24 protein-coding genes, 1 tRNA gene and 1 pseudogene are annotated in these 22,677 nt (G+C 68.3%); 12 read left to right on the plus strand and 14 right to left on the minus strand.

Going from position 1 to position 22,677, the window contains the following annotated elements:
* Positions 1 to 23: 23 nt before the first annotated feature.
* Positions 24 to 473: an NUDIX hydrolase gene (locus AWU67_RS14570; RefSeq protein ID WP_067230633.1), complete on the plus strand. Its 450-nt coding sequence runs from the start codon at positions 24 to 26 to the stop codon at positions 471 to 473.
* An 86-nt stretch (positions 474 to 559) separates the two neighbouring features.
* Here AWU67_RS14570 and AWU67_RS14575 read toward each other — a convergent pair whose 3' ends face one another.
* Positions 560 to 922 carry a hypothetical protein gene (locus tag AWU67_RS14575; RefSeq protein ID WP_234407274.1) on the minus strand — a complete coding sequence of 121 codons (363 nt, stop codon included), beginning with the start codon at positions 920 to 922 and terminating at the stop codon, positions 560 to 562.
* 308 nt (positions 923 to 1,230) lie between these two features.
* On the opposite strand from AWU67_RS14575, the gene AWU67_RS14580 reads away from it, so the two are divergent.
* Together AWU67_RS14580 and AWU67_RS14585 are read left to right on the plus strand one after the other, a co-directional pair.
* On the plus strand, positions 1,231 to 1,770 hold the full coding sequence (locus AWU67_RS14580) for a peptidylprolyl isomerase (protein ID WP_067230636.1): 540 nt from the start codon (positions 1,231 to 1,233) through the stop codon (positions 1,768 to 1,770).
* 168 nt (positions 1,771 to 1,938) lie between these two features.
* Positions 1,939 to 2,643: a rhomboid family intramembrane serine protease gene (locus AWU67_RS14585; RefSeq protein WP_335339016.1), complete on the plus strand. Its 705-nt coding sequence runs from the start codon at positions 1,939 to 1,941 to the stop codon at positions 2,641 to 2,643.
* Between the two features lie 225 nt (positions 2,644 to 2,868).
* On the opposite strand, the gene AWU67_RS14590 is transcribed toward AWU67_RS14585, so the two are convergent.
* Entirely contained in the window at positions 2,869 to 3,111 is a 243-nt protein-coding gene (locus AWU67_RS14590; protein WP_067230642.1) for a cell division protein CrgA, read from the minus strand.
* A 79-nt stretch (positions 3,112 to 3,190) separates the two neighbouring features.
* Here AWU67_RS14590 and AWU67_RS14595 point away from each other — a divergent pair, with 79 nt between their 5' ends.
* From AWU67_RS14595 to AWU67_RS14600, 3 genes are read left to right on the plus strand one after another with little or no spacing between them, the layout of a single operon-like run.
* A complete protein-coding gene (locus AWU67_RS14595) occupies positions 3,191 to 4,003 on the plus strand; it encodes a class E sortase (RefSeq protein ID WP_082717031.1) in 813 nt (270 codons plus the stop codon).
* Between the two features lie 3 nt (positions 4,004 to 4,006).
* Complete coding sequence (locus AWU67_RS17565; protein ID WP_199922300.1) at positions 4,007 to 4,165, plus strand: hypothetical protein; 159 nt, start codon at positions 4,007 to 4,009, stop codon at positions 4,163 to 4,165.
* Entirely contained in the window at positions 4,162 to 4,800 is a 639-nt protein-coding gene (locus AWU67_RS14600; RefSeq protein ID WP_067230650.1) for an anthranilate synthase component II, read from the plus strand. The genes AWU67_RS17565 and AWU67_RS14600 overlap by 4 nt, the downstream gene beginning before the upstream one ends.
* A 31-nt stretch (positions 4,801 to 4,831) precedes the next feature.
* On the opposite strand, the gene pknB is transcribed toward AWU67_RS14600, so the two are convergent.
* From pknB to AWU67_RS14635, 7 genes and pseudogenes are all read right to left on the minus strand, one after another.
* Positions 4,832 to 6,532 carry a Stk1 family PASTA domain-containing Ser/Thr kinase gene (pknB, locus tag AWU67_RS14605; RefSeq protein ID WP_129586737.1) on the minus strand — a complete coding sequence of 567 codons (1,701 nt, stop codon included), beginning with the start codon at positions 6,530 to 6,532 and terminating at the stop codon, positions 4,832 to 4,834.
* Between the two features lie 66 nt (positions 6,533 to 6,598).
* Positions 6,599 to 8,365, minus strand: coding sequence for a serine/threonine protein kinase (locus tag AWU67_RS14610; protein WP_067230657.1), 1,767 nt, complete (start codon positions 8,363 to 8,365; stop codon positions 6,599 to 6,601).
* Positions 8,362 to 9,816 carry a peptidoglycan D,D-transpeptidase FtsI family protein gene (locus tag AWU67_RS14615; RefSeq protein ID WP_067230660.1) on the minus strand — a complete coding sequence of 485 codons (1,455 nt, stop codon included), beginning with the start codon at positions 9,814 to 9,816 and terminating at the stop codon, positions 8,362 to 8,364. Before AWU67_RS14615 ends, AWU67_RS14610 begins: the two co-directional genes overlap by 4 nt.
* On the minus strand, positions 9,813 to 11,204 hold the full coding sequence (locus AWU67_RS14620; protein WP_067230664.1) for an FtsW/RodA/SpoVE family cell cycle protein: 1,392 nt from the start codon (positions 11,202 to 11,204) through the stop codon (positions 9,813 to 9,815). Before AWU67_RS14620 ends, AWU67_RS14615 begins: the two co-directional genes overlap by 4 nt.
* A complete protein-coding gene (locus AWU67_RS14625) occupies positions 11,182 to 12,417 on the minus strand; it encodes a PP2C family protein-serine/threonine phosphatase (RefSeq protein WP_067230668.1) in 1,236 nt (411 codons plus the stop codon). The genes AWU67_RS14620 and AWU67_RS14625 overlap by 23 nt, the downstream gene beginning before the upstream one ends.
* Positions 12,418 to 12,421: 4 nt before the next feature.
* Positions 12,422 to 13,018: an FHA domain-containing protein FhaB/FipA gene (locus tag AWU67_RS14630; RefSeq protein ID WP_067230672.1), complete on the minus strand. Its 597-nt coding sequence runs from the start codon at positions 13,016 to 13,018 to the stop codon at positions 12,422 to 12,424.
* A pseudogene (locus AWU67_RS14635) lies at positions 13,008 to 13,756 on the minus strand (FhaA domain-containing protein). The gene AWU67_RS14630 and the pseudogene AWU67_RS14635 overlap by 11 nt, the downstream one beginning before the upstream one ends.
* Before the next feature lie 239 nt (positions 13,757 to 13,995).
* Here AWU67_RS14635 and AWU67_RS14640 point away from each other — a divergent pair.
* Positions 13,996 to 14,078, plus strand: a tRNA-Leu gene (locus tag AWU67_RS14640).
* A gap of 199 nt (positions 14,079 to 14,277) precedes the next feature.
* Here the strand turns inward: AWU67_RS14640 and AWU67_RS14645 are convergent.
* Complete coding sequence (locus AWU67_RS14645) at positions 14,278 to 16,068, minus strand: ABC transporter permease (RefSeq protein WP_067230676.1); 1,791 nt, start codon at positions 16,066 to 16,068, stop codon at positions 14,278 to 14,280.
* A gap of 36 nt (positions 16,069 to 16,104) precedes the next feature.
* Between AWU67_RS14645 and AWU67_RS14650 the strand changes: the two genes are divergently transcribed.
* From AWU67_RS14650 to AWU67_RS14660, 4 genes are all read left to right on the plus strand, one after another.
* Entirely contained in the window at positions 16,105 to 16,338 is a 234-nt protein-coding gene (locus AWU67_RS14650; RefSeq protein WP_067230679.1) for a hypothetical protein, read from the plus strand.
* A 421-nt stretch (positions 16,339 to 16,759) separates the two neighbouring features.
* Complete coding sequence (locus AWU67_RS17040) at positions 16,760 to 17,197, plus strand: TetR/AcrR family transcriptional regulator (RefSeq protein ID WP_199922301.1); 438 nt, start codon at positions 16,760 to 16,762, stop codon at positions 17,195 to 17,197.
* 50 nt (positions 17,198 to 17,247) lie between these two features.
* On the plus strand, positions 17,248 to 17,394 hold the full coding sequence (locus AWU67_RS17570) for a hypothetical protein (protein ID WP_199922302.1): 147 nt from the start codon (positions 17,248 to 17,250) through the stop codon (positions 17,392 to 17,394).
* A 90-nt stretch (positions 17,395 to 17,484) separates the two neighbouring features.
* The gene (locus tag AWU67_RS14660) at positions 17,485 to 19,407 is read left to right on the plus strand and encodes a clostripain-related cysteine peptidase (RefSeq protein ID WP_067230687.1); all 1,923 of its coding nucleotides are present in this window, start codon (positions 17,485 to 17,487) and stop codon (positions 19,405 to 19,407) included.
* A 47-nt stretch (positions 19,408 to 19,454) separates the two neighbouring features.
* Here the strand turns inward: AWU67_RS14660 and AWU67_RS14665 are convergent, their stop codons facing one another.
* The 4 genes from AWU67_RS14665 to AWU67_RS14680 are packed head-to-tail and all read right to left on the minus strand — an operon-like array spanning position 19,455 to position 21,946.
* Positions 19,455 to 19,967: a hypothetical protein gene (locus AWU67_RS14665; protein ID WP_067230691.1), complete on the minus strand. Its 513-nt coding sequence runs from the start codon at positions 19,965 to 19,967 to the stop codon at positions 19,455 to 19,457.
* Positions 19,968 to 19,977: 10 nt separating this feature from the next.
* The gene (locus tag AWU67_RS14670) at positions 19,978 to 20,709 is read right to left on the minus strand and encodes an esterase/lipase family protein (protein WP_067230694.1); all 732 of its coding nucleotides are present in this window, start codon (positions 20,707 to 20,709) and stop codon (positions 19,978 to 19,980) included.
* On the minus strand, positions 20,706 to 21,443 hold the full coding sequence (locus AWU67_RS14675) for an alpha/beta fold hydrolase (RefSeq protein ID WP_082717032.1): 738 nt from the start codon (positions 21,441 to 21,443) through the stop codon (positions 20,706 to 20,708). Before AWU67_RS14675 ends, AWU67_RS14670 begins: the two co-directional genes overlap by 4 nt.
* 44 nt (positions 21,444 to 21,487) lie before the next feature.
* Positions 21,488 to 21,946 carry a MarR family transcriptional regulator gene (locus AWU67_RS14680; protein WP_067230701.1) on the minus strand — a complete coding sequence of 153 codons (459 nt, stop codon included), beginning with the start codon at positions 21,944 to 21,946 and terminating at the stop codon, positions 21,488 to 21,490.
* Positions 21,947 to 22,045: 99 nt separating this feature from the next.
* On the opposite strand from AWU67_RS14680, the gene AWU67_RS14685 reads away from it, so the two are divergent.
* On the plus strand, positions 22,046 to 22,663 hold the full coding sequence (locus tag AWU67_RS14685; RefSeq protein WP_067230706.1) for an NAD(P)H-dependent oxidoreductase: 618 nt from the start codon (positions 22,046 to 22,048) through the stop codon (positions 22,661 to 22,663).
* Positions 22,664 to 22,677: the final 14 nt, after the last annotated feature.

The raw sequence follows: 22,677 nt of genomic DNA on the forward strand, positions 1-22,677 counted from the left end.
GTTTCCGGCGCTAGTGTGGCGGCATGGACTTCAGGATTGCGGCCTACGGGGTGATCATCCGCGATGGACGCATCCTGCTCTCGCACTGGAACGAGCACGGCCGCAACGGCTGGACCTTGCCGGGTGGCGGGCTCGAGGGCGCCGAGAACCCGTCACAGACCGCCATTCGTGAGATCTTCGAGGAGACCGGCTACCACGCCGGCCTCGAGGTGCTGCTCGGCATCGACAACCACATCATCGCCGCACACTCCCGCCAACCCGGTGCTGCCGGCCGGCCGCTGAACACCATCCGCGTGGTCTACCGGGCGCACATCATCTCGGGCGAGCTCGCCCACGAACGCGGCGGATCCAGCGACGAGGCCCGCTGGGTTCCCCTCGAGGAGCTGAAGTCGCTGAAGACGGTCGAACTCGTGCGGATCGGACTGGCGCTCAACGAGACTCGCCCGCCCAACGGCATCCTGATCGAGCGCTGACGCACGATCCCGACCGAGCGCCGGCTTGGGAACGCGACAGGCCGCCACCCCGGAGGGATGGCGGCCTGTCTTCGTGTTGAGGGGCCCTAGGGGCGGGTGTCGTCGAGCGGCGCCTCATCGTCGGCGACCCAGAGCTCGTCATCGGCCCGGAAGGTCTGCCAGACCGCGTAGGCGACGCCGACCGCGACGACCGCAGCCGCTGCGAGGGCGATGGTGCTGCCGATACCTGAACTCTTCTTCACGGGAACGACGGCCTTCTCTGGAGCGATGCGGTTGAATGCGGCACGGACACGGGCGTCCCTGGCGACGTCGCCGACGCTCATCACGGTGCCGATCGCGGTGCCGAGAGCGGGAACGACGGTGCGCTCGATGGTCGCTCCCGTTCCGCGCGCGAGCTCGCGCGCCTGCTCGACGCTGGGGCGGACGTACTGATCGAAGCCACCGCGCACGCGGGGGCTACTTCCTCGCGGGTGAGGTGCCCGAGCTGGCGGCTGGCCTCACGGGCGACGTCGTTGGCGTGGTTCAGCACCGCCTGCTGGTGCTCCCACAATTCCTCGGCGCTGCTGCGCAGGTGATCGAGTTCTTTGCGACGCTTTCGTGACAAGCTCATCGGACCCTCCATCGTGTCTCTGGCGAACAGCTACCATCTTGCCACCGATCGGGCTGGGAACGGGGCGCGAGTTTGCAGATAGTGGTCTTCATTTCGTTGCGCGCGAACATCGCAGGTCCGCACAAATGCCTGTGAGAGAATGTTGCTATGTCCAAGCACACCGCTGTCGCAACGCTCAACACCAACTACGGCCCGATCAAGGTGAACCTGTTCGGCAACCACGCCCCGAAGACCGTCCGCAACTTTGTTGGGCTCGCCACCGGTGAGCAGGAATGGACCCACCCGGCCACGGGCGTGAAGAGCAACACCCCGCTGTACAACGGCGTCGTGTTCCACCGCATCATCCCCGGATTCATGATCCAGGGCGGCGACCCGCTGGGTCAGGGCATCGGCGGCCCCGGCTACCAGTTCGACGACGAGATCAGCCCCGACCTCGACTTCACCGAGCCCTACATGCTGGCCATGGCCAACGCGGGCACTCAGGGCGGCCGCGGCACCAACGGCTCGCAGTTCTTCATCACCACCGCACCCACCACCTGGCTGCAGGGCAAGCACTCGATCTTCGGTGCCGTTGAGGACGCCGACTCCCGTGCGATCGTCGACAAGCTCGGCTCGGTCCCCACGGACGGACGCGACCGCCCGCTCGACGACGTCGTCATCGAGAGCATCACCATCGAGCAGCTCTAAACCTCAATAGCCAAGGCTGCTGCAATGACCTCAGTGCCGGACTCAGCGGCAAACTATTGCTACCGGCACCCCTCGCGGCAGAGCTTCGTGCTCTGTCAGCGTTGTGGCCGTACCATCTGCCCCGACTGCCAAACAGTCGGGGCAGTTGGCGTTACCTGCCCTGAATGCATGCGTGAGCAGCGGGCATCCGCGGCACGCACCAAGCCGGCCATCCTGACCCGGATGACGGGCCAGGGCGCCCCCGTGGTGACCTACAGCATCATCGGGCTCACCCTGCTGGTCTTCGTGCTGCAGTGGATTCCCGGGCTCGGCGTCACGAACGCGCTGTTCTTCACGCCGATCACCGTGTCGACGCACATCTTCGAGCCGTGGCGGCTTTTCACCGTCGTGCTCGTGCACTCGACCAGCTTCATCCTGCACGTGGCGCTCAACATGTACACGCTGTGGATCTTCGGGCAGCTGCTCGAGCGGATGCTCGGCCGCGTCCGCTTCCTCGCGCTCTATCTGATCAGCGCGCTGGCCGGCTCGGTCGGCGTCGTGCTGCTGAGCTCGCCGACGACCCAGGTGGTCGGCGCCTCCGGCGCCATCTTCGGCCTCATGGGCGCCTTCCTGGTGATCCAACGCCGGATGGGCGGCGACGCCCGCCAGCTGCTCGTGTTGCTCGGCATCAACCTCGTCATCGGCTTCATCCCCGGCCTGAACATCGCTTGGCAGGCGCACCTCGGCGGACTCGTCGGCGGCGCGCTCGTCGGTTTGATCTTCATGGAGACCCGCAAGCGCGAGCAGAAAGGCCTGCAGATCGTGCTCCTCAGCGCGCTCACGGTCGTGCTGCTGCTGCTCAGCATGCGCTACGTCTTCTTCCCCCTGGTCTGATGCTCGCGGCATCTGCCGTCTCTCCACAGAGTTATCCCCAGAATCTATCCACAGGGTTATTAACACTGGGGATAATTACACGGATGTAACTTTCCACACGAGGAAACGCCTGTGGATAACTTTCTTATGGGGTTACACCCCGGCCCAGCCGAGCGGCGGGACGCGGCGGGCATGAGAAAGGCCGCCACCTGAGAGGGTGGCGGCCTTTTCTGAAACTGTGGGACGTTAGCGCCAGCGGGTGGTCATGAGGAAGCCGATGAAGGCGATGCCGAAGCCGACGAGGATATTCCACGAGCCGAGCGCCGCGACGGGGAACGCGCCCTGGCTGACGTAGAACACGATGATCCACACCAGACCGAGCAGCATGAAGCCGAACATCACGGGCTTGAACCAGACCGCGTTCGGGGCGTCTTCACCAGAGCGGTTCTCGACCACTGGTGCGGGCTTCGATGATTTCGTGCGTGCCATGCGTGCGATTCTATCCTGAACAGCGCAAAGAAACTGGTCAGAGCCGGGGTCGACCCCCACGCTCCCATAAGATTGCTGCATGAGTGAGGCCGCCGCGACGCCGAAGACTCGGCGTCAGCGCCGCAGCCGCGCTCGTGACCGCCCCCGTGTGAGCGTCATCGGGGTCCTGGGTGAGCTGCTCCTCACCGCCGGCGTGCTCGTGCTGTTGTTCCTCGCCTGGCAGCTCTGGTGGAACGACGCCATCATGGCGAACCAGCAGAAGAGCTCTGCGGCGTCCCAGAGCCAGGAATGGATCGCGCAGGCCGACGCCCCCACCGCCCCGGCGCCGGTGGCCACCGACCCGGCCGAGCCCGTCGACTATGGCGAACCGCCCGTGGCGGCGCCGCCGGAGCACGGCGAGATCCTCGGGGTGCTCTACGTGCCCCGGTTCGGGCCGGAGTACGCTCGCAACATCGCGCAGGGCACCACCACGGACGTGCTGAACAGCATGTACCTGGGCGTCGGTCGCTACGAGAACACGCAGATGCCGGGCGAGGTCGGCAACATGGCACTGGCGGCGCACCGCAGCGCGTGGGGCGGCGGCATGCACTTGGTCAACGAGCTCCAGCTCGGCGACGCCATCTACGTGCAGACGGCCGACGGCTACTACACCTACCGTTTCCGCAACCACGAGTACGTGCAGCCGAGCGCCGGTGACGTGCTCGCCCCGGTGCCGCGCGCAGCAGGCACCGCGCCGGGTGAGCGCATCATCACGCTCACCACCTGCAACCCCCTGCTCTCCACCGACGAGCGCATCATCTCTTACGGGGTGTTCGAGTCCTGGCAGCCATTGAGCGCCGGGCCGCCCAAGGAGATCGCCGCACAAGTCGCCGCTCAGGCGCAGGAAGGCTGAACCATGTACGGTGCTTTGTGGCGGGTCCTTCCCGGCCCGGTGTGGCTGCGCATCCTGCTCGTGCTGGTGCTCGTGGCCGCAGCTCTCTACTCTCTTGCCACCTGGGGCTTCCCCTGGGTGGAAACGCTCATCAACAACCAGGAAGCAACGGTCGGCACATGACACGTGTACTCGTCATCGACAACTACGACAGCTTTGTCTACACACTGAACGGCTATCTGCAGGAGCTTGGCGCAGAGACGACCGTTGTGCGCAACGACGACTACCCGGTGGAGGATGCCGCCGCGCGCGCGGCCGAGTACGACGCCGTGCTGGTCTCTCCCGGCCCGGGCAAGCCCGCCGACGCCGGAGTGTCGATCGCGACCGTGCGCGCCGCGTACGCCGCCGACCAGCCGCTGCTCGGTGTCTGCCTCGGCCACCAGGCCATTGCGGAGGCATTCGGGGCCACGGTGACCAACGCCGAGGAACTCATGCACGGCAAGACCTCGCTGGTCACGCACGACGACAGCGACTTCTACGCCCGCGTGCCGCAGCCGTTCACGGCGACCCGTTACCACTCCCTCGCCGTCGTCGAGGAGACGGTGCCGGCCGAGCTCGTGATCACCTCACGCACCCAGGGCGGCGTCATCATGGGCCTCAGGCACGCCTCAGCGCCCCTCTACGGCGTGCAGTTCCACCCCGAGTCCGTTCTGACAGAGGGCGGCTACCTGATGCTCGGAAACTGGCTGGAGCAGGCGGGGCTCTCTGGCGCCGCCGAGCGTGCGCTCGGCCTGAACCCGCTGGTGCGCCTGGGCTGAGCCCGGAACGCCCGGAAGACCTCCGTGCCGGCTACTTGCCCGAGCAGTAGGTGATCTCGACCTGAGACTTCTGCGGAACGTCCCCGGCCGCCAATGACTGCCGCACGATCGGATCGTTCGGCTGCGCCGGGCAGTTCACATCGGGCACGGCCGTGGCGGTGAGCTGGAGGTCAGGGCCCTGCAGGATGGACGTTGCGGCGCTGAGGGTCTGACCGGTGAGATCGGGCAGCAGAACGAGCCCGCTGGAGATCGTCACATCGACCGTGTCGCCCTCGTGTGCCTCCGCGCCGGCGGCCGGAGCGGTCGAGAGCACGATGTCGGCGGGGATGGTCGGCGAGTTCTGCTTCGTGGTGAGCCCGAGCTGGAAACCGGCGGCCGCCAGCTTCGCCTCGGCATCGGCGAGGCTGATATTGCTGACATCCGGCACCGCGATGGCCGTCTTGCCCGAGGACACGTAGACCTTGATCATCGTGTCCGGGTTGACGATGGTGCCGGCGACCGGGTCGGTGCGGATCACCTGGTCAGCCGGAACGGTGGCGCTCGCCTCGCGCAGCTCTGTCGCCTGCAGCTCGAGCCCGCCCAAGGCTGTTTGTGCCTCAGCGAAGGTCTGCCCGGTCAGCACCGGCACCTCGCGGGAGGTCGGCGGGAGCTCGGTGTTCGGGCTCAGGTTCATGGCCCACAGCATGACCGTGATGACGATGACGATGATGCTCACCACGCCGGCCCAGATCCAGAGTGCCGGTGGGCGCCGCTGAGTGCGCACCATGCCGGTGTCTTCGGAGAGCTGCTTGAGCGCCAGCTCCGAGCCGGAGACCGCGTGCGGGTCATGGCTGAACAGGGCGGTCGCAGCGCCATCGGGCTCGTGATGGATCGGAACATGGCCGGCTCCGGCGAGCTCCAGCTCGGAGCGGAACTCGGCCGCGCTCTGGTAGCGCCGCTCCCTGTCCTTTGTCATGGCCCGCGCCACGACCGCATCGAGGGCGGGGGAGACCTGGGGGTTGAAGCTGCTCGGCTTGGGGGCGACCTCGGAAACGTGCTGGTAGGCGACGGCTACCGGGGTGTCGCCGCGGAACGGCGGCCGGGCGGTGAGCATCTCGAACAGCACGACGCCGGTCGAGTAGAGGTCGGTGCGGGCGTCGACGATCTCGCCCTTGGCCTGCTCCGGCGAAAAGTAGGAGGCGGTGCCCAGGATCGCCGTGGTCTGCGCGACGGTCGTCGAAGAGTCGGAGATGGCCCTGGCGATGCCGAAGTCCATCACCTTGACCTGGCCGTTGCGCGTGATCATGATGTTGCCGGGCTTGATGTCGCGGTGCACGACACCGGCGCGGTGTGAGTACTCGAGCGCGGTCAGCACGCCTTCGAGAATGCGCACGGCTTCACTGGAGGCGAGTGGGCCCTGTTTGATCAGGTCCTTCAACAGTGTGCCGTCGACGTACTCCATCACGATGAACGGCAGTTGCGTCTCGTGCCCGCTGGCGTCGACGACCGTCTCCTCGCCGGCGTCAAAGACGCGCACGATCGTCGGGTGCGCCATGCGCGCCGCTGCCTGCGCCTCCTGCCGGAACCGGGTACGGAACGCCGGGTCACTGGCCAGGGACGGCTTCAGCAGCTTGATGGCCACCGTCCGGCCGAGCCGCGAGTCGGTGCCGCGGTGAACGTCTGACATCCCACCGCGCCCGATGAGCTCGCCCACACGGTAGCGCCCAGCGATCAGGCGACCTTCCTCAGACACAGCGAATCTCCCTCATAGCTCGGCGCACTTACGTGATATTACCCTCGAACGGGTGTGGTGCCGGCGCTACTCGGGCTTCTTGCTCGGCGCGGGGGTCTGACCCGACCCCTCCGGTGCCGGGGTTGGCTGGGCCTGCTTCACGTCAACGTTCAACGCCGGCGAGCTGGGCGACTCGAACGGGCCGCAGAAATAGGTGAAGGTGACCGAGAACGGCGCGCTTCCGGCCGTGATCACGGCGGTGCGCGAGCCCCCGGGGCTCTGGTCCTGCACCTTGACCGCTGCGCCCTCGCCGCTGACGGCGACGCCGTAGCCGCTCAGCTCCTGGCCACTCGGGCAGCTCTGTGACGGCCAGCTGACGGTGACGTCGGCGCCCGGCTCAAACGGCTCGGAGCCGCTGACCAGGGAAGGCCCTGCGCTCGGTGCGCTCGGCATGACGACATCGCCCCAGACCGTGACGGTGATGGTCGTGCCCAGGGCGACGTTCTTGCCCGTGGGGTTGACCGCGTACACGTGGTTCACGTCGTCAGAGGTCGTCGCGGCGTTGCCGGTCTTCACGTCGGCCGTCATGCCCAGGTCGCCCAGCTTTGCGCGGGCCTCGTCGGCGGTGAGGCCGATGAAATCGGACTCGACGATCGACGCGGTCGTCGCAGGCGGCGGCGTCGTCACGGTCGGCTTCGGCGTAGTGATGGGTGTCTGGGAGGTGGCGGGCGTGCTCGGAGCCGGCGCCGGCTTGTTGTTCTGGGTGGCCAGGGCGACGATGGCCCCGATCAGCACGAGCGCGAGCAACGCGATCAGCGCGATCAGCGGCCAGGTCCACGGGCTGCGCTTCTTCTTCTTTTTCTCGGCGACAACGGCGTCTGAGCGGGTCATCGACCCGGCGATGGCACCGGATGCCGGCAGCACGGTGGTGGCTGCCGTCGGTGCGCCCGTCTGGGTGGGGAAGAGAGCGGTGAGGTCGTCGCCGGCCGCCGTGATGCCCGCGATGGCGGGCACGGAGGCAGCAGCAGCCTGCACGTCGCCGCGGCGCAGCGCCGTCGCCGCCCGCGCCAGGTGCGCGGCGGAGGCGGGCCGGTCGGCCGGGTTCTTGGCGATGCAGGCGAAAACCAGGTTGCGCACCGGCTCGGAGATGGTGAGCGGCAGCTCCGGCGGTGCCTCGTTGATCTGAGCCATGGCAATGGCGACCTGGGACTCGCCCGTGAAGGGGCGGCGGCCAGCAAGCGCCTCGTAGGCAACGATGCCGAGGGAGTAGATGTCGGTCGTGGGGGAGGCTGGGTGTCCGGACGCCTGCTCGGGCGAGAGGTACTGCACCGTTCCCATGACCTGGCCGGTGGCGGTCAGCGGCACCTGGTCAGCGATCCGGGCAATGCCGAAGTCGGTGATCTTGACGCGGCCGTCCGGCGTGATGAGCAGGTTGCCCGGCTTGATGTCGCGGTGCACGAGACCGGCGGCGTGTGCGGCGTGCAGTGCCGACGCGGTCTGCGCGACGATGTCGAGCACCTTGTCGGTGGGGAGGACGTGGTCGCGCTCGAGGATGGTGGAGAGCGCCTCACCGGGCACGAGCTCCATCACGAGGAAGGCGCTGCCTTCCTCCTCGCCGTAGTCGAAGACGTTGGCGATGCCCTCGTGGTTGACCAGGGCGGCGTGGCGGGCTTCGGCGCGGAAACGCTCGAGGAAGCCCGGATCCCCGAGATATTCGTCCTTGAGGATCTTGATGGCGACCTGGCGGCCGATGACGAGGTCAGTGGCTTTCCATACCTCGCCCATGCCGCCGATCGCAATCCGCGAAAGGAGCTCGTAACGTCCCCCGAAGGTGAGCCCTGTCGTAGGTCTCATTTATTCAGCACCGCCTCTAGTACCTGTTGTGCGACCGGTGCGGCAAGAAGATTGCCGTACCCCGTTTGGCCCAGTCCCCCGCCGTCCTCGATGAGGACGGTTATTGCATATTGTGGATCATTCGCGGGAGCGAAACCGGTAAACCAGAGTGTGTACGGAAGGTCTCCGCCGTTCTCTGCCGTGCCCGTCTTACCGGCGACACTAACCCCATCTATTCTTGCATTACTCGCGGCACCGTTTTCGACTCCGTTGACCATCATTTGGCTCATTGTCGCAGCGGTTTCCGGGCTGATGGCACGCTGAAACTCGCTCGGCTTGAACGTCTGCAGCGGACTGAGGTTGGGGGCGGTGATCGCGTCGACCATGTTCGGGTTCATCACGATGCCGCCGTTGGCGATTGCGGCGGACACCATGGCCATCTGCAGGGGGGTCGCGCGGACGTCGAACTGGCCGTATGCGGTCATCGCCGTCTCGGCGTCATCCAGCCCGCGCGGGTAGGTGCTGGCCTCGACCGCGAGCGGGATATCGAACTCGTGGTTGAAGCCGAACTTCTCTGCCTGCTCGCGGATGGCGGTGTCGCCGAGTTCGATGCCGAGCTCGGCCATGGGCACGTTGCAGCTCAGCCGGAGCGCGGTCGCAATGGTGACCGTCGGGGCGCCGCCACAGTCATCGCCGCCGCTGTTGCGGATGACGGTGTCGGTGCCGGGCAGCTGCAGGGTCAGCGGGTTCGGGAACTCGCTATCCGGCGTGTACTTGCCGGACTCGAGGGCAGCCGCGACGACGACGAGCTTGAAGACGGAGCCGGGCGGGTTCATGTCTCCGCCGATGGCGCGGTTGATGAGTGGGTCGCCCGGGTCTGCGAGAAGCGCCTCATAGCTCTGGTCGACGAGCTCGCTGTCGTGCACGGCCAGCACGTTGGGGTCGAAACTCGGCTTGGAGACCATGGCCAGCACGCGGCCGGTCTTGGGCTCCGTGACGACGACGGAGCCGGTGTAGTCGCCGAGGGCATCCCAGGCCGCCTGCTGTGCAACCGGATCGATGGTCGCGCTCACCGAGGCGCCCTTGCGCTCCTGGCCGGTGAACAGTCGCTCCAGTGAGTCGAGGAACTGCGAGTTGGCCGTTCCGCTCAGGTAGCTGTTGAGGGCGCCCTCCAGGCCCGTTGGCTCGCCGTTGACCGGGAAGAAACCCGTGATCGGGGCGTAGACCGGACCGTTGCTGTACACCCGCTGGAAGCGGTAGTTGTCGTTGGAGGGCAGGGACTCGGCGACCGGGGCTCCGCCGACGAGGATGGGGCCGCGCTCCACCTTGTAGCTGTCGTAGAGCGTGCGCTGGTTGCGCGCGTCGCTACTGAGGTTGTCGGCCTGGAACACCTGGATGATCGTGGCCGAGCTGAACAGGGCCATGAACATCAGGAACACGACGATGCTCACGCGCTTGAGTTCGCGGTTCATTCGTTCACCACCAGACGGGGCTGATTGCGCACCGTGTCAGAGAGGCGCAGCAGAAGGGCGGCGACGATCCAGTTCGCCACCAGCGAGGAGCCACCGGCGGCCAGGAACGGGGTGGTCAGGCCGGTGAGCGGGATCACCCGGGTGACGCCGCCGATCACGATGAAGCACTGCAGGGCCACGACGAAGGCGAGGCCGACGCCGAGCAGCTTGCCGAAGTCGTCCTGGCCGGCGAAACCGATGCGGAAGCCGCGGGCGATGAAGAGCAGGTAGAGCGCGAGGATCGCGAACAGCCCGGCTAGGCCGAGTTCCTCGCCAAGGCTCGCGATGATGAAGTCACTCTGCGGTACGGGGGTGAGATCCGGGCGGCCCTGGCCGAGGCCGGTGCCGAGGAGCCCGCCGTTGGCGAGGCCGAAGATGCCCTGCACCAGCTGATAGCTGCCGCCGAACGCGTCGTAGACCGCTGGGTTGAAGGCGTCGAGCCAGTGGGTGAACCGGCCGTTGACGTAGTCGAGCGTCTGGCTGGCCACGAGGGCGCCGCCGAGGAACAGGCTGAAGCCGAGCAACACCCAGCTCAGCCGGCCGGTGGCGACGTAGAGCATCACCATGAACAGGCCGAAGTAGAGCAGGGCGGTTCCGAGGTCGCGCTGGAACACGATGACCGACATCGAGAGAGCCCAGACCACGAGAAGCGGGCCGAGGTCGCGTGCGCGCGGCATCCGCATGCCGAGGAACTTGGTGCCGACCATTGACAGGCTGTCGCGGTTGCGCACCAGGTAGCCGGCGAAGAACACGGCGAGGGCGATCTTGGCGATCTCACCGGGCTGGAACGTGGCGAAGTCGCCGACGCCGATCCAGACGCGGGCGCCGTTCACCTCGCGGCCGAGGCCCGGAACGAGGGGCAGCAGCAGCAGGAAGACCGCGACGAAGCCAGCGACGTAGGTGTAGCGGAACAGCACCCGGTGGTTGCGGATCACCAGGATCACGGCGATCGCCGCGATGATCGCCAGCGAGCTCCACACGATCTGGCGCACGGCGGCGCTCGCCCAGCCGGTGTCGCCGAAGGCGATGTCGATGCGGTAGATCATGGCGATGCCGAGGCCGTTCAGCACGGTGGCGATCGGCAGGATGAACGGGTCGGCGTCGCGGGCGACGAAACGCATCGCCACGTGCATGCCGAAGACGAGCAGCGAGAGGCCGGCGCCGAGCACGATGAGCGTGGTGTCGATGTGGCCGAGCGCGCCCAACTGCACCAGGACGATCGCGATGGCGTTGATCGCGCAAGCGAAGATCAGCAGCGCCAGCTCGAGGTTGCGGAACTTCTGCGGGATCCGGATGCGGCGCACCGGCGCCGTCGCCGGCTGCGCGCTAGCCCGGGACACGACTGGCATCCAGACGGGCGACGATCTCTTGAGCCTCTTCGAGGGAGTCGGCGCTGATGGTGGCCTCGACGATCTTCTGGTCGTAGGGCTTCAGGTCGGCCAGGGCGATGTCGGTCTTCAGATAGAGCTCGTTCAGCTCGATCGGGCCGAGGCTCTGCTGCACGCCGCGGTAGATCGCGACGGTGCCACTGGAACTTCCAACGAAGTAGCGGGTCTGGGTCCACTGGTAGGCGAGCACCCCGGCAACCACGATGGCCGCGGCCAGCGTGATGATCGAGCCGAGCCAGACGGCGCGGCGGCGGCGCACACGGCGGCGGTCCTCCTCGATCAGCTCGTCGAGGTAGTCCTGCGAGTCGGGCTCGAAGTGACTCTCTCGCACGGGGTGCAGCCGGAACGGCGGCAGGCGCATCGAGCGCACGCGGGTCGGCTCCGGCGTCGCGAAGCTGAGCGGGGAGGCGGCCGACCCGACGATGAGCGGGTCGGTGCGGAGCGGCTCGGTCTCGCCGATGTCGACGACCACGACGGTGACGTTGTCGGGCGCGCCGGCATCCAAGGCGTCCTTGACCAGTCGCTGGGCGAGGTCGTGCGCGCGGCCGCCCTGGGCGAACTCGGCTCGGATCTGCTCGGGCGAGACCACGCCGCTCAACCCGTCGGAACAGAGCAGCCAGCGGTCGCCGCTGCGGGTGGCCAGGATCGAGGTGTCGACCTCCGGAGAGGAGTCGACGTCGCCGAGCACGCGCATCAGCACGCTGCGCCGCGGGTGCACGGCCGCCTCTTCCTCGGTGATGCGGCCGCTGTCGACGAGGCGCTGCACGAAGGTGTGGTCGACGGTGATCTGCGAGACATCGCCGTCGCGGTAGAGGTAGATGCGGGAGTCGCCGATGTGCGCGATCGCCACCTCGTCGCCGAGCACGGCCAGGGCGCTGACCGTCGTGCCCATGCCGGTCAGCTCGGCGTGCTCGAACACCGTCTCTGCCAGCAGCGCGTTGGCCGCGACGAGCGAGGCCTGCAGTGCGAACTCCGCGTCCTGCGCCGAGCTGTAGTGGACGTCGGCCTCGGCGATGCGGGTGATGGCGATGGCGGATGCCACGTCACCCCCGGCGTGGCCTCCCATTCCGTCGGCGACGACGAACAGCCCGGTCCCGGCGAGGCCGGAGTCCTGGTTGTTCGACCGGATGCGTCCGACGTGTGAGACCGCCGCGCTGTCTGAGACCCTCGCCATGCGCCTACCGTCGCAGCTCGAAGGTCGTGGAACCGATCTTCACCGGAGTGTTCAACGGGATCGGCGTCGGCACGGCAACCCGGACACCGTCGAGGAAGGTGCCGTTGGTGGAGTCGAGGTCTTGCAGCATCCACTGGTCGTTCCACAGCATGAGGCGCGCGTGGTGGGTGGAGGTGTAGTCGTCGCGGATGACGATGGCCGAATCGCTGGAGCGGCCGATCGTGATCTCGTCGCGGCCGAGCGGGAACTCGGCGCCTGCTTTGGCGCCGGAGGTGATGACGAGGCGGTGGGCCGTCTGCGCGGTCGCGATGTCACCGCGGCCGAAGGCGGGAGCGAGCACCGGCTCGGCGACGGCGGCCGCACTGGCCGCAACGGGGCCGGCCGGGGCAGTCGCGCTGAAGCTGGGGGTGCTGTTGGCTGGCTTTGACGCCGCCGCATGGCCGTTGCCGCCGGCCGATGCCGCGGCATCCGACGGTTGCAGCTTGCGCACCCGTTGCCCGAACAGGTCGGAGCGCAGCGCGTACACGATGGCGAAGACGAAGAGCCAGAGCAGCAGCAGGAAACCCAACCGCAGCACAAGCAGGGTGAGCTCACTGGTCACGGGGCCCCCAGAAACCGTCCATGTTGTTGCGCTGCGTCGCGTCGCCGAAGCTCTCCGGCTGGCTGGCAGCCGGCGCGGCCTGGGCCAGAACGCGGAAGGTGATGTTCGTGCGGCCGATCGTGATCACGGAGTCCGGCTCGAGCACGGCCTCGGTGACGGGGGAGCCGTTGAGCTTGGATCCGTTGGTCGAGCCGAGGTCGCGCACCTTGGCGCGGCGGCCGTCCCAGAGGATCTCGACGTGGCGCCGGCTCGTGCCGGTGTCTTGGACGGTGATATCGGCGTCGCTGCCGCGGCCGATCACGGTGCGGGCCTTCACCAGGGGTGGCGCTGGCCGTTGATGTCGACGACCGGCGTCCAGGCGATCGCGCCCGAGACGTTGCTGGATTCCACCTGCACCATGCCGAGGCTGAGCCCCGGGTCGCTCTGCAGTGTGATGTCGAGGGCGCCGGCGAACTGGAAGCCCTGGCTCGCGGCGTGCTGCTGCACCAGCTGACCGAGCTCGTCGGTCAGGGCGGGGCCCAGGGCGCGCATGCGCTCGTAGTCGTCGGCGTTCATGCGCACGAGGAACTTGTTGGGCACGAGCACGCGGTCGCGAGAGACCACTGCCGCCTTGGTGTCGAGCTCTCTGCGCAGTGCCGCAGTGATCTCAACCGGCTGCAGCCCCGAGCGAAAAGTCTTCGCAAATGCGCCGTTCACGGCGCGCTCGAGACCCTTCTCGAAGTTGTCCAGTAAGCCCACAGCTCTCCTGCTTCCGGTATCTGATGACTATCAAAGGTTAGTCGGGGACGCTGGGAACCCGCCCTTTGGCCGGTACTTCCCGCGCATTCCCCGGCGGTTTCGGAGCACTTCCTCCGCGAAACTCGCCCTTGAGGATGACAGGTCTTGGGGCTGGGCGCATCTTTTCCGGATACCGCGACACACCGAGCGAACACCTCAAATGGTGCTGCGCGTCAGCCCGTGATAATCTCTACGAGTTCGCGCGAGTGGCGGAATTGGCAGACGCGCTGGCTTCAGGTGCCAGTGCTCGAAAGGGCGTGGGGGTTCAAGTCCCCCTCGCGCACGCGAATATGAGTTTGGTTGCCAAACAACTCAGACAGAAGGCCCCGAGGAATCGGGGGCCTTCTGCTTTTAAGTCGCATCCCTGTTTTCGGCGGCCGCCGCAGGAGCCTGCGGCATCCGCTCTGCGCCACGTCGTCGTCCTCCGCGCCGGCTGATGTGGCGCGGAGGGCGAGCAAGTGGCGCAGAGCGCGGCTCCTCGGCTAGCTGACCGCGGTGGCCGGCACAGTGGCCAGCACCGTGGGCGCCGCTCCGGGTGCTCGGCGGGCGGAGCGCGCGTTCTGCACCGCGCTGATGACGAGGCCGGCGACGAGGCCGCAGACGCCCCAGACGCCGAGGGTCAGCAGCGGCTGGCCGATTCCGGCGCCCCCGTAATACGTGATCGCGCGCACCGCGTCGAGGGCGGCGGGCAGCGGCAGCACGTCGTGCAGCGTCTGGAAGAGTCCCGGCTGCATATAAGTGGAGAGGCCGCCGCCGGATGCCGGCACCCCGATGAACATGAACAGCGTCACCACGGGAACCACGGCCAGCAGGCCCATCAGCCGCGCCAACGCCGCGGTGACCAGGCTCAGGCAGAAGACGGTGAGCGCGCCGATGCCGAGCAGCGCCCACACGGGCCCCTGGTAGGCGCCGACGATCGGACCTGCGATCAGCCAGGTGACGAGCGACATGAACACCGCCCAGCCGGCCATGGTCGGCAGGAGCTTGCGCACGCGCAGCTGTTTCGGGGCACCGCCGGCCAGAACGGTGACGCCGAGGAATCCGGCCATCACCCAGCTCATCGCGATGTACAGGCTCACCGCGCCACCGGTGTCGGTGGAATTGAGCGGGGCAACGTCGATCTGCTTGAGCTCGAACCCGGCCTGCTGCGCGGTCTGTTGGAACACGCGCTGAACGACCAGCTGCTGACCGGTGCCCGCTGCGCCGGAACTGTAGAGGGTCGCGGCCGGGTTGCCGGCATCCGGGAGCACGAGCGCGCCCACGAGTTCACCGCTGTAGACGAGCTCGTCGGCGGTCTCGGCCGAGAGCTCGGTGCGGAAGGCGAACATGTCGCCCGTGCTGGCCTCGAGCCCCTGTGCCAGCTGCGCGGCGGCGCCCTCTGAGCTGCACACGATGGCGACGGGCAGGCCGACCGGGGTCGGGCTGTGCATGGCGGTGAGCATGATGCCGAGCATCAGCGCGACCATAGAGAAGGGGAACAGCGCGAGCATCAGGTAGCGCACCGGCGTGGAACGCGGCTTGCCGCCGGCCAGCGGCACCATGCGAACCGTGGCGGGCTTGGCCGCTGGCGCGGGTGCCTCCACCTCCGACGGCAGGGCATCCGACCACCCGGCCGCCTCGGCTGCCGCGGCACGGTCCTGGGCGGCCTGCTTGCGCCGGCGCGACCAGTCGACTCCGGCCGTCAGCAGCAGGGCGAGCACGATGGCGACGACGAAGCGCACCAGGTAGCCGCCGGTGCCGTCACCGCCGAAGTAGAGCACGGAGCGCAGCGCCTCGCCGACGCCGGCCAGCGGCAGGATGTCGTGCAACCAGCCGAAGAAGCCCGGCATGGTGTGCACCGACATGGCCAGGTTGGATGCCGGCATGCCCAGCACCACGACCAGCAGCATGCCGACGAGCACCGCGGCGGCGCCGAGGATGCGGGAGAGGAACAGCTGCACGAGGCCGATGCTGAACACGGCGAGCCAGCCGATGCCGAGGATGGCGGCGGTGTGGCCGCTGACCGCGCCGATCACGGGGCCGGCGATGAACCAGACGACTGCGCTGATGAGCGCGGACCAGCCGGCCCAGATCGGGACGAAGCGGCGCAGCTTCAGCAGTTCGGGAGCGCCGGTGAGCATGATGCCGATGGGCATGTAGCCGGCCAACATCAGCGCCATCGCCATGAACATCACGGCGATGCCGGCGCTGTCACCGGCCGGCAGCGGGGTGAGCTCGTCCACCGTGACGGTGAGCCCGGCATCCAGCGCGACGGGCGTGAGGATCTGCTGCACGACGGAGGCCTGGGAGGCCCCGGCCGCTGATGCCGTGTGGATGACCGCCGTGCTGTCGACGGAACCGTCGGTCGGCAGCTCGATGGCGCCGGCGATCTCGCGGTCGTGCAGCAGCTGGATCGCTTCGCCCGGGGTGTCGACGATGCGGATCGAGGCGGGGAGTTCTCTGCCCTCTCCAGCCCGAACACGACATCCTTCGCCAACTCACCGCTGCCGATCACGGCGACCGGCATGTCGTGCGGCGAGGGGGCGTGCATGGTGGCGAGGTAGGTGCTCGTCGTCATGATCACCATGAGGAAGCCGAAGACGAGCGAGCCGATCACCGTGGCGATGGCGCTCGTGCGTTCTTTCTTGGCTGCGGCCGTGGTAGTTGCGGCGAGCTCTGGCGGGCTGCCGATATCTGCGGTTGCGGGTGTCTGTGGCATCTGTCTTCCTGGCTGCCGTGCGGCGGCGGTTGCTCCAGCGCGACCGGCGTCGGCCACGGGAGGGGCGGGGGCTCGGTCGTCCAAGATCGACGCAGACCCGCACGACGCGCCAATGCGTTCGGGGTCGGCGACACCGGTGGCCCGAGAAATCCAATATACGCCACATGACTTATTAAAAATGTTCGACGCTTAGGATAAGGAGACAACTCGCAGCTTGCGCGCCTGGCATCCCGGCGCTCACGGCTCGACAACGATCGGTGGTTAACGTGGCCAGACCCAGCGCCCCGGCCAGGGACGCCCTGATGAACGCGGCCGAGCGCCTGATCGCCCAGCACGGCATCGCGCAGGTCTCCAGCCGCAGGATCGCCGAGGAGGCCGGCAACACCAACCACTCGGCCGTCGCCTACCACTTCGGCAGCCGGGACGGCCTGCTGCAGAAGATGGTGGAGCGCCAGATCTCAGAGTTGGAACCGCGGCGGGCGGCGATGATCGACGCCCTCGGCGACGACGGCGAGATCATTGACTACGTGCGGGCCACCGTCATGCCGATGACCGAGTCGCTCGGCGCGCTGTCGCAGCCCAGCTGGCGGGCGCGGTTCATCCGTCAGGCATTGGCCGATCCCGCCATCGGGCGGCTCTTCGACGAGGACCCCTGCTCGGCCCGAGCCTGCGCCGGGTCGCCCGTATCCTGCACACGCGACTGAGCCCCATCCACGCGGATGTCGTCAACGCCCGTTTCACACTGATGGCCCACATGATCACCGAGGCGTGCGCCGTCTACGAGGAGCGCATCAGCGACCGTCCGGAGCAGGCGGACTGGTCGGCGGTCGGTCGTTTCCTGACGGATGCCGCGGCCGGGCTGGTCAGCGCGCCGGACACCTCGGGTTTCGCGCCGGGCTAACGGCCGCCGCGGCGGCGCGGTGGCGGTCTGATAGGAATGGAAGGCACTGCGCGGCCCGCGTCAGTTGAACCGACGTAGATTGCCGTGACAATGCCCCTCACCATGCTCCCCACAACGCGCGGTGCTGCCCGCGTCTCGCTCGCCGCACTGCTGGCCGTTGGGGTGCTGGTCGGTGCCAGTGGCTGCACCGCCGAGCAGCCGGCATCCGGCGAGAAGGGCAGCTGGACGGTGCTCACCTACGCGATCGCCGATACCGACCTCGAGCCGTACATGATGGAAGACCTGGACGAGCTCGGCGAGGTCGGCAGCAGCGACGCCCTCAACCTCGTCGCCCTCGTGGACCGCGCGGAGGACTACGGCGACGACCCGGTGCTCGGCATGGAGGGTTGGAGCGGCGCGCGGCTGCTCGAGGTGGGCAAGCGCAGCGCGACCGTGCTCGAGGAGATGGGCGACGTCAACACGGGCGACCCCGCGGTGCTCGCGGAGTTCATCGAGCGCGGCATCGCCGAGTACCCCGCAGACAACTACGCCCTGCTGATCTCTGACCACGGAGCCTCCTGGCCGGGCGTCGGCGGCGACGAGTCCGCCCACGAGGACACGCTCACGCTGGCCGAACTCGACCAGGCGATCGGCGACGGCCTCTCAGCTGCCGGCGTCGACAGCCTCGACCTGCTCGGCTTCGATGCCTGCCTGATGGCCACCTACGAGGTCGCTTCCGCCCTCGCCCCGCACGCCCAGCGCCTGCTGGCCTCACAGGAGCTGGAGCCCGGTCACGGCTGGGACTACACCGCGCTCGGCATCCTCACCGACGGCGGGGTGAGCGTCGACGAACTCGGCGTCGCCATCATCGACGGCTTCGAGGCGCAGGCCCAGGCCGAGGGCACCGAGACCGAGATCACGCTGTCGTTGGTCGACCTCACCCAGATGCCGAAGGTCGACGCCGCGCTGACCAACTTCACCAGCGTGCTCACCGCGCGCGCCGCCATCGCCGGCCCCGTCGTCGGGCGCACCTTGGCCAAGACGCTCGGCTTCGGCCGCAGCCCCGACCCGACCGAGGACAGCCACATGGCCGACCTCGGCATCCTGGCCGGCGAGATCGGCGTGGATGCGCTCTATGCCTCGGATGCCGCGGACGACCTCGTACGGGCGATCAACGACGCCGTGGTCTACAAGGTCGACGGCCAGGCCACCCGCGGCGCGACCGGGCTCTCCATCTACTTCCCGCCGACGCCGGAGCTCTTCCTCGACGAGTACCGCGAGCTGGGGAACACGGGTGGCTGGGCCGACTTCCTGCTCGCCTTCTATGGCGCGGGAACCGATCTGCCCGTCGACCAGGCCGTGCGTTTCAACGGGGGAGCGGCCGGCACACTGTTCGACGAGGACGGCCTCACCATCCAGGGCACCGTTGACGCGGCGCTGATCGACGCCATCGCCGACAGCTACATCCGCTACGGCATCGTCGAGGACGACGGCTCCGTCAGCTACATCGGCCAGGAGACTGCCACGGCGCTCGGCGGCGACTCCGGGGTCGTGCAGGGCACGTACGACCTGACCCGGTTCATGATCAGCGACGGTGAAGACTCGGTGCCGGCCTACCTGCAGCTGGCAGAGGAGAGCGACGGGGTCATCAGCATCTCGGCACCGATGGGCTACTACGCGCCGCACGACATCGATGGCGAGACGTACACCGACGCGCTGCTCTCGCTCACCGTCGATGCCGACTCCGGCGATGTGTTGAGCGAGACCTACTACTCCTTCAAGCCGGGCCCCGGCGCCTACGGCCAGCTCTCGGTGAAGCCGACCGGTCTCATCGTTCCGGAGGTGCTGAGCGTGCTGGAGGACGGCACGGAGCAGTGGGTCGCCCCGACCGGCCGCGGCGTGTACGCGAAGCTTGCCGACCTCGGCTACGACTTCGTGCCGCTCGCTTCCACAACGAAGCTCGTCATCGAGCTCTGGGTCGTGGACTTCGCGGGCAACTCCGACATGGTCAGCGCGCAGGTCGAGGTTCCCTAGGGCGGATGCCGCGCGGCGACGCCCCTGGGTCGACCCCGCTGCTCGGGCTAGACGATGTCCGAGGCGTCGTCGGTGATGGCGAGGATGCGGTTCGGCACGGGCTGGTCGTGTGTTCCCGGATCGGCGAGGAGCTCGACCTGCCGGCAGACCTCCCCGGCGAGGAACCAGGCGCCGAGAACGGTGACGCCCAAGACGGGCGCATCGACGGCCGTGCCGGTGATCACGAACGTGCCGTGGCCGCTGTTCTCGAATGTGGCCCGCACGACGGCGCCGTGGCTGACGCCGGCACGCTCAGTCGACGGGGCGGCCGGCACCTCCTCGATGGGCGTGATCGAGAGCAACGTGGCGAAGGGCGCCTTGGCGGAGCCCAGGAACTTTCCGGCCACGGTGAGGTCGTTCGTGGAGCTGAGCTGCACAGTGCCCTCGACGATGAACCGCCCGTACCGGGCGCTCTCGAACTTCGCCGCGATGGTCTCGCCGGCCTTCAGGGTGGCCAGTTGCTCCTTGAGGCTCTTGACGTCTCGTCGAGTCGGGCGCCAGAGGTCTGCAATATCGGCCATGGTGCCCAGTTTAGTGCTGGCCCTCTGGGCTCCCCGGCGGCAGCGTCAGGTGCGCGACCGCCCGTTCGACGGTCTCGCCGACAAGCGGATTGCGCAGCGGGAGGAAGTGCCCGGCGATCGGCAGCTCGAGGTTCTGCGCGCCGTCCAAGGCGCTCTTGGCCGGAATATGCGGGTCGAAGGTGGAGTAGATCGAGACGATCCGCGCGTTGACATCGTGCCGGGCGAGCAGATCCATCAGGACGCTGTCGCGGGGCGAGAACGCCCGAAGTGTCGCTGACGGCAAGTATTGCGCGTAGCTGGAGCCACTGAACGGCGCGGCGATCGCCACCATGCCGACGATGTCGACCGCGCCGGGCGGTGCGGCATCCATCACCATGAGCTGCTTGCCGATCAGCCCGCCCTTGCTGTGCGCGAGCAGGATGACGCGGCCGAGACCGTGCTCGGCGGCCAGGCGGTCGAGGCACGCGGCCACCACCTCGGCGGAGCGCGTGATCGGCATCCGGTTGAACGACAGCTCGGGGACGGCGAACACCCGGTACCCCCGCGTGCTGAGTCGCCGCGCGACGGGTTCCAGGAACAGCCACGTCTCGTAGACGCCGGGCAGCAGGATCACGGCGGGCAGCTCGGCACTGCCCTCCGCGAAGTCGCGCGGCCGGCGATGCCTCAGCACCGAGCGCACCTGACGCCAGCCCGCGTAGACGTAGTCGAGCCACCACCAGAGGAGCCGCGACAGGCGATTCATGCGCGGACAAGGTGGTCTGCGATCAGCTCGGCGGCGCAGACCCCGTCCTTCACCATCGTCTCGTGGCCGCGCCCCGGGATCTCGACCAGGACCGCCCCGGGAATCAAGCCGGCGACCTCCTCTGCCCAGCCGTGTGGGCACACCGGGTCTTCCATGCCGCGGATCACGAGGGTGTGCGCCAGCACGTGGGGCAGCGTCTCCTCGATCCTGTGCGCCATCATGCTGCGCAGCTTCTTGGCGAACCAGCGCGGCCCGGCCTTGACGTAGTTCTGAAGGCCGAGTGCGAGCACCTTCGGGCTCTCGCCGACGAGGTCCTGCAGCAGACGCATGGTCTGGCGGCCGACCGTGCGTTCGTGCCGGTTCACGGTCGGGGCGATCAGGACGAGCTCTGGGAACAGGTCTGGGGCCTGGCGGGCGGCCTCGGCGACGACCTGGGTACCCATCGAGTGCCCCACCAGCACGGGGTGGTCAAGCGAGTGCGCCGTGACGAAGTCGATGAGCAGCCGCCCCATGCCGGCCATCGACAGAGACTCGGCCGGCTCGGGGGAGTCGCCGAAGCCGGGCAGGTCGATCGCGACGACCCGCCCGTGTGGAAGCAGCGCGTCGCGCAGTTCGGCGAAGTAGGAGATCCCCATGCCGATGCCGTGCACGAGCAAGAAGGTGTGCTCGGCCGGAATCACGGAGTCGGTGGCGACGACGACGTGGTCACCGAACCGCACCCGTCGAACGCTCATCTCCTCATCTTCGCCATCCGGGGGAGCCGCAGGCAAGTGGCGCGTCACCTGTGGCCCGGCTGGCCGAAGTGAGCCAGCGTCGCGACGGCCTGGTCGACCTGGTGTTGCGGCAGCTGCGGGGCGTACCCGGCGACAATCGCACGCCCCCGCTCGACGAGGCTTCGGCCGGATGCCGTCAGGCGCACCGTCTTGTCGCGTCGGGACTCCGCCGACACTGCCGCTGCGACGAGCCCGGCCTGTGCGGCGGCGTCGACGTGCCGGCTGACGCTGCTCTTGTTCACCCCGAGCAGCGAGGCGAGCACCTGCTGGTTGAGTGCGCAGTCTGGGTCGTCCAGCGTGCAGAGCAGGGCGTAGCGGGTCAGCGGAACGCCGAGCTCCCGCTGCAGCTGTGCGTCGAGGGCCGACTCCATTGCGGCCACGGTCTGCCGGGCCTGCAGCCAGAGCGCGATGACCTGCTCCTCCGCACTGAGAGAGAGCGCGGGGGCGATGGGAGTGTTTGCCATGAGATCATTCTAGCGGTTATGGTTGCGCGTGCAACTGTTTCAGGTGAAACCGTTTGGGTGGCATCCGCCCACCCGCCTGCACACCACCGAGAGGCTCCCATGCACGTGCTCGTCGTTTTCGACCACCCCTACGGCGCCGACGCGCACGAGAACCTGCCGCACCGGCGCAGCCTCGCCGCCGCCGCGCTTGCCGCCGTGCGGGGCGGGCTGCAGGATGCCGGGCACAGCGTCGACGTCGCCGATCTCGCGGTGGAGGGATTCGACCCGGTGATGAGTGCCGCCGAGTTGCGGGCCTGGCGCACCGGCGGCGAGCCGCGGGCGGATGCGAGCGCGCTGCAGCGCCGGCTCGCCGCGGCCGACCACCTCGTCTTCGTCTTCCCGGTCTGGTGGATGGCGATGCCGGCCGGCACCAAGGGATTTCTCGACCGGGTACTCGCGAAGGGGTTTGCGTTCGATGAGCCGCGCCTCGGCGGGGCGCTGCGTGGGCGTCTGCATCGCCTGCGCGGGGTGAGCGTCGTGTCGGTGATGACGACCGATGACGCGCTCTACCGGTGGTGGTTCGGCCGGCCGGCCGCCACGATCCTCGGGCGCGGCACGTTCCGCCTCATCGGAGTTCGGCGCTTTCGGCACATCTCGATCGGGCGGTCGACCCAGCGCGGTGCGGCCAGCCGGGAGCGGGCGCTCGCCGGGGTGCGGAGGCGTTTCGCCGCCCTCTGACGGCCGCGGGCGGT

The sequence above is a fragment of the Microterricola viridarii genome (assembly GCF_001542775.1).
In the GTDB taxonomy this organism is placed as follows: domain Bacteria; phylum Actinomycetota; class Actinomycetes; order Actinomycetales; family Microbacteriaceae; genus Microterricola; species Microterricola viridarii_A.

Coding starts and splice junctions, on each gene's coding strand:
- AWU67_RS17565 (WP_199922300.1), top strand. CDS start 4,007: ATGTACGGTGCTTTGTGGCGGGTCCTTCCCGGCCCGGTGTGGCTGCGC.
- AWU67_RS14675 (WP_082717032.1), bottom strand. CDS start 21,443: ATGAGCGTTCGACGGGTGCGGTTCGGTGACCACGTCGTCGTCGCCACC.
- AWU67_RS14680 (WP_067230701.1), bottom strand. CDS start 21,946: ATGGCAAACACTCCCATCGCCCCCGCGCTCTCTCTCAGTGCGGAGGAG.
- AWU67_RS14660 (WP_067230687.1), top strand. CDS start 17,485: ATGCCCCTCACCATGCTCCCCACAACGCGCGGTGCTGCCCGCGTCTCG.
- AWU67_RS14600 (WP_067230650.1), top strand. CDS start 4,162: ATGACACGTGTACTCGTCATCGACAACTACGACAGCTTTGTCTACACA.
- AWU67_RS14610 (WP_067230657.1), bottom strand. CDS start 8,365: ATGAGACCTACGACAGGGCTCACCTTCGGGGGACGTTACGAGCTCCTT.
- AWU67_RS17570 (WP_199922302.1), top strand. CDS start 17,248: ATGATCACCGAGGCGTGCGCCGTCTACGAGGAGCGCATCAGCGACCGT.
- AWU67_RS14665 (WP_067230691.1), bottom strand. CDS start 19,967: ATGGCCGATATTGCAGACCTCTGGCGCCCGACTCGACGAGACGTCAAG.
- AWU67_RS14570 (WP_067230633.1), top strand. CDS start 24: ATGGACTTCAGGATTGCGGCCTACGGGGTGATCATCCGCGATGGACGC.
- AWU67_RS14590 (WP_067230642.1), bottom strand. CDS start 3,111: ATGGCACGCACGAAATCATCGAAGCCCGCACCAGTGGTCGAGAACCGC.
- AWU67_RS14595 (WP_082717031.1), top strand. CDS start 3,191: ATGAGTGAGGCCGCCGCGACGCCGAAGACTCGGCGTCAGCGCCGCAGC.
- AWU67_RS14580 (WP_067230636.1), top strand. CDS start 1,231: ATGTCCAAGCACACCGCTGTCGCAACGCTCAACACCAACTACGGCCCG.
- AWU67_RS14585 (WP_335339016.1), top strand. CDS start 1,939: ATGCGTGAGCAGCGGGCATCCGCGGCACGCACCAAGCCGGCCATCCTG.
- AWU67_RS14620 (WP_067230664.1), bottom strand. CDS start 11,204: ATGCCAGTCGTGTCCCGGGCTAGCGCGCAGCCGGCGACGGCGCCGGTG.
- AWU67_RS14615 (WP_067230660.1), bottom strand. CDS start 9,816: ATGAACCGCGAACTCAAGCGCGTGAGCATCGTCGTGTTCCTGATGTTC.
- AWU67_RS14685 (WP_067230706.1), top strand. CDS start 22,046: ATGCACGTGCTCGTCGTTTTCGACCACCCCTACGGCGCCGACGCGCAC.
- AWU67_RS14625 (WP_067230668.1), bottom strand. CDS start 12,417: ATGGCGAGGGTCTCAGACAGCGCGGCGGTCTCACACGTCGGACGCATC.
- AWU67_RS14670 (WP_067230694.1), bottom strand. CDS start 20,709: ATGAATCGCCTGTCGCGGCTCCTCTGGTGGTGGCTCGACTACGTCTAC.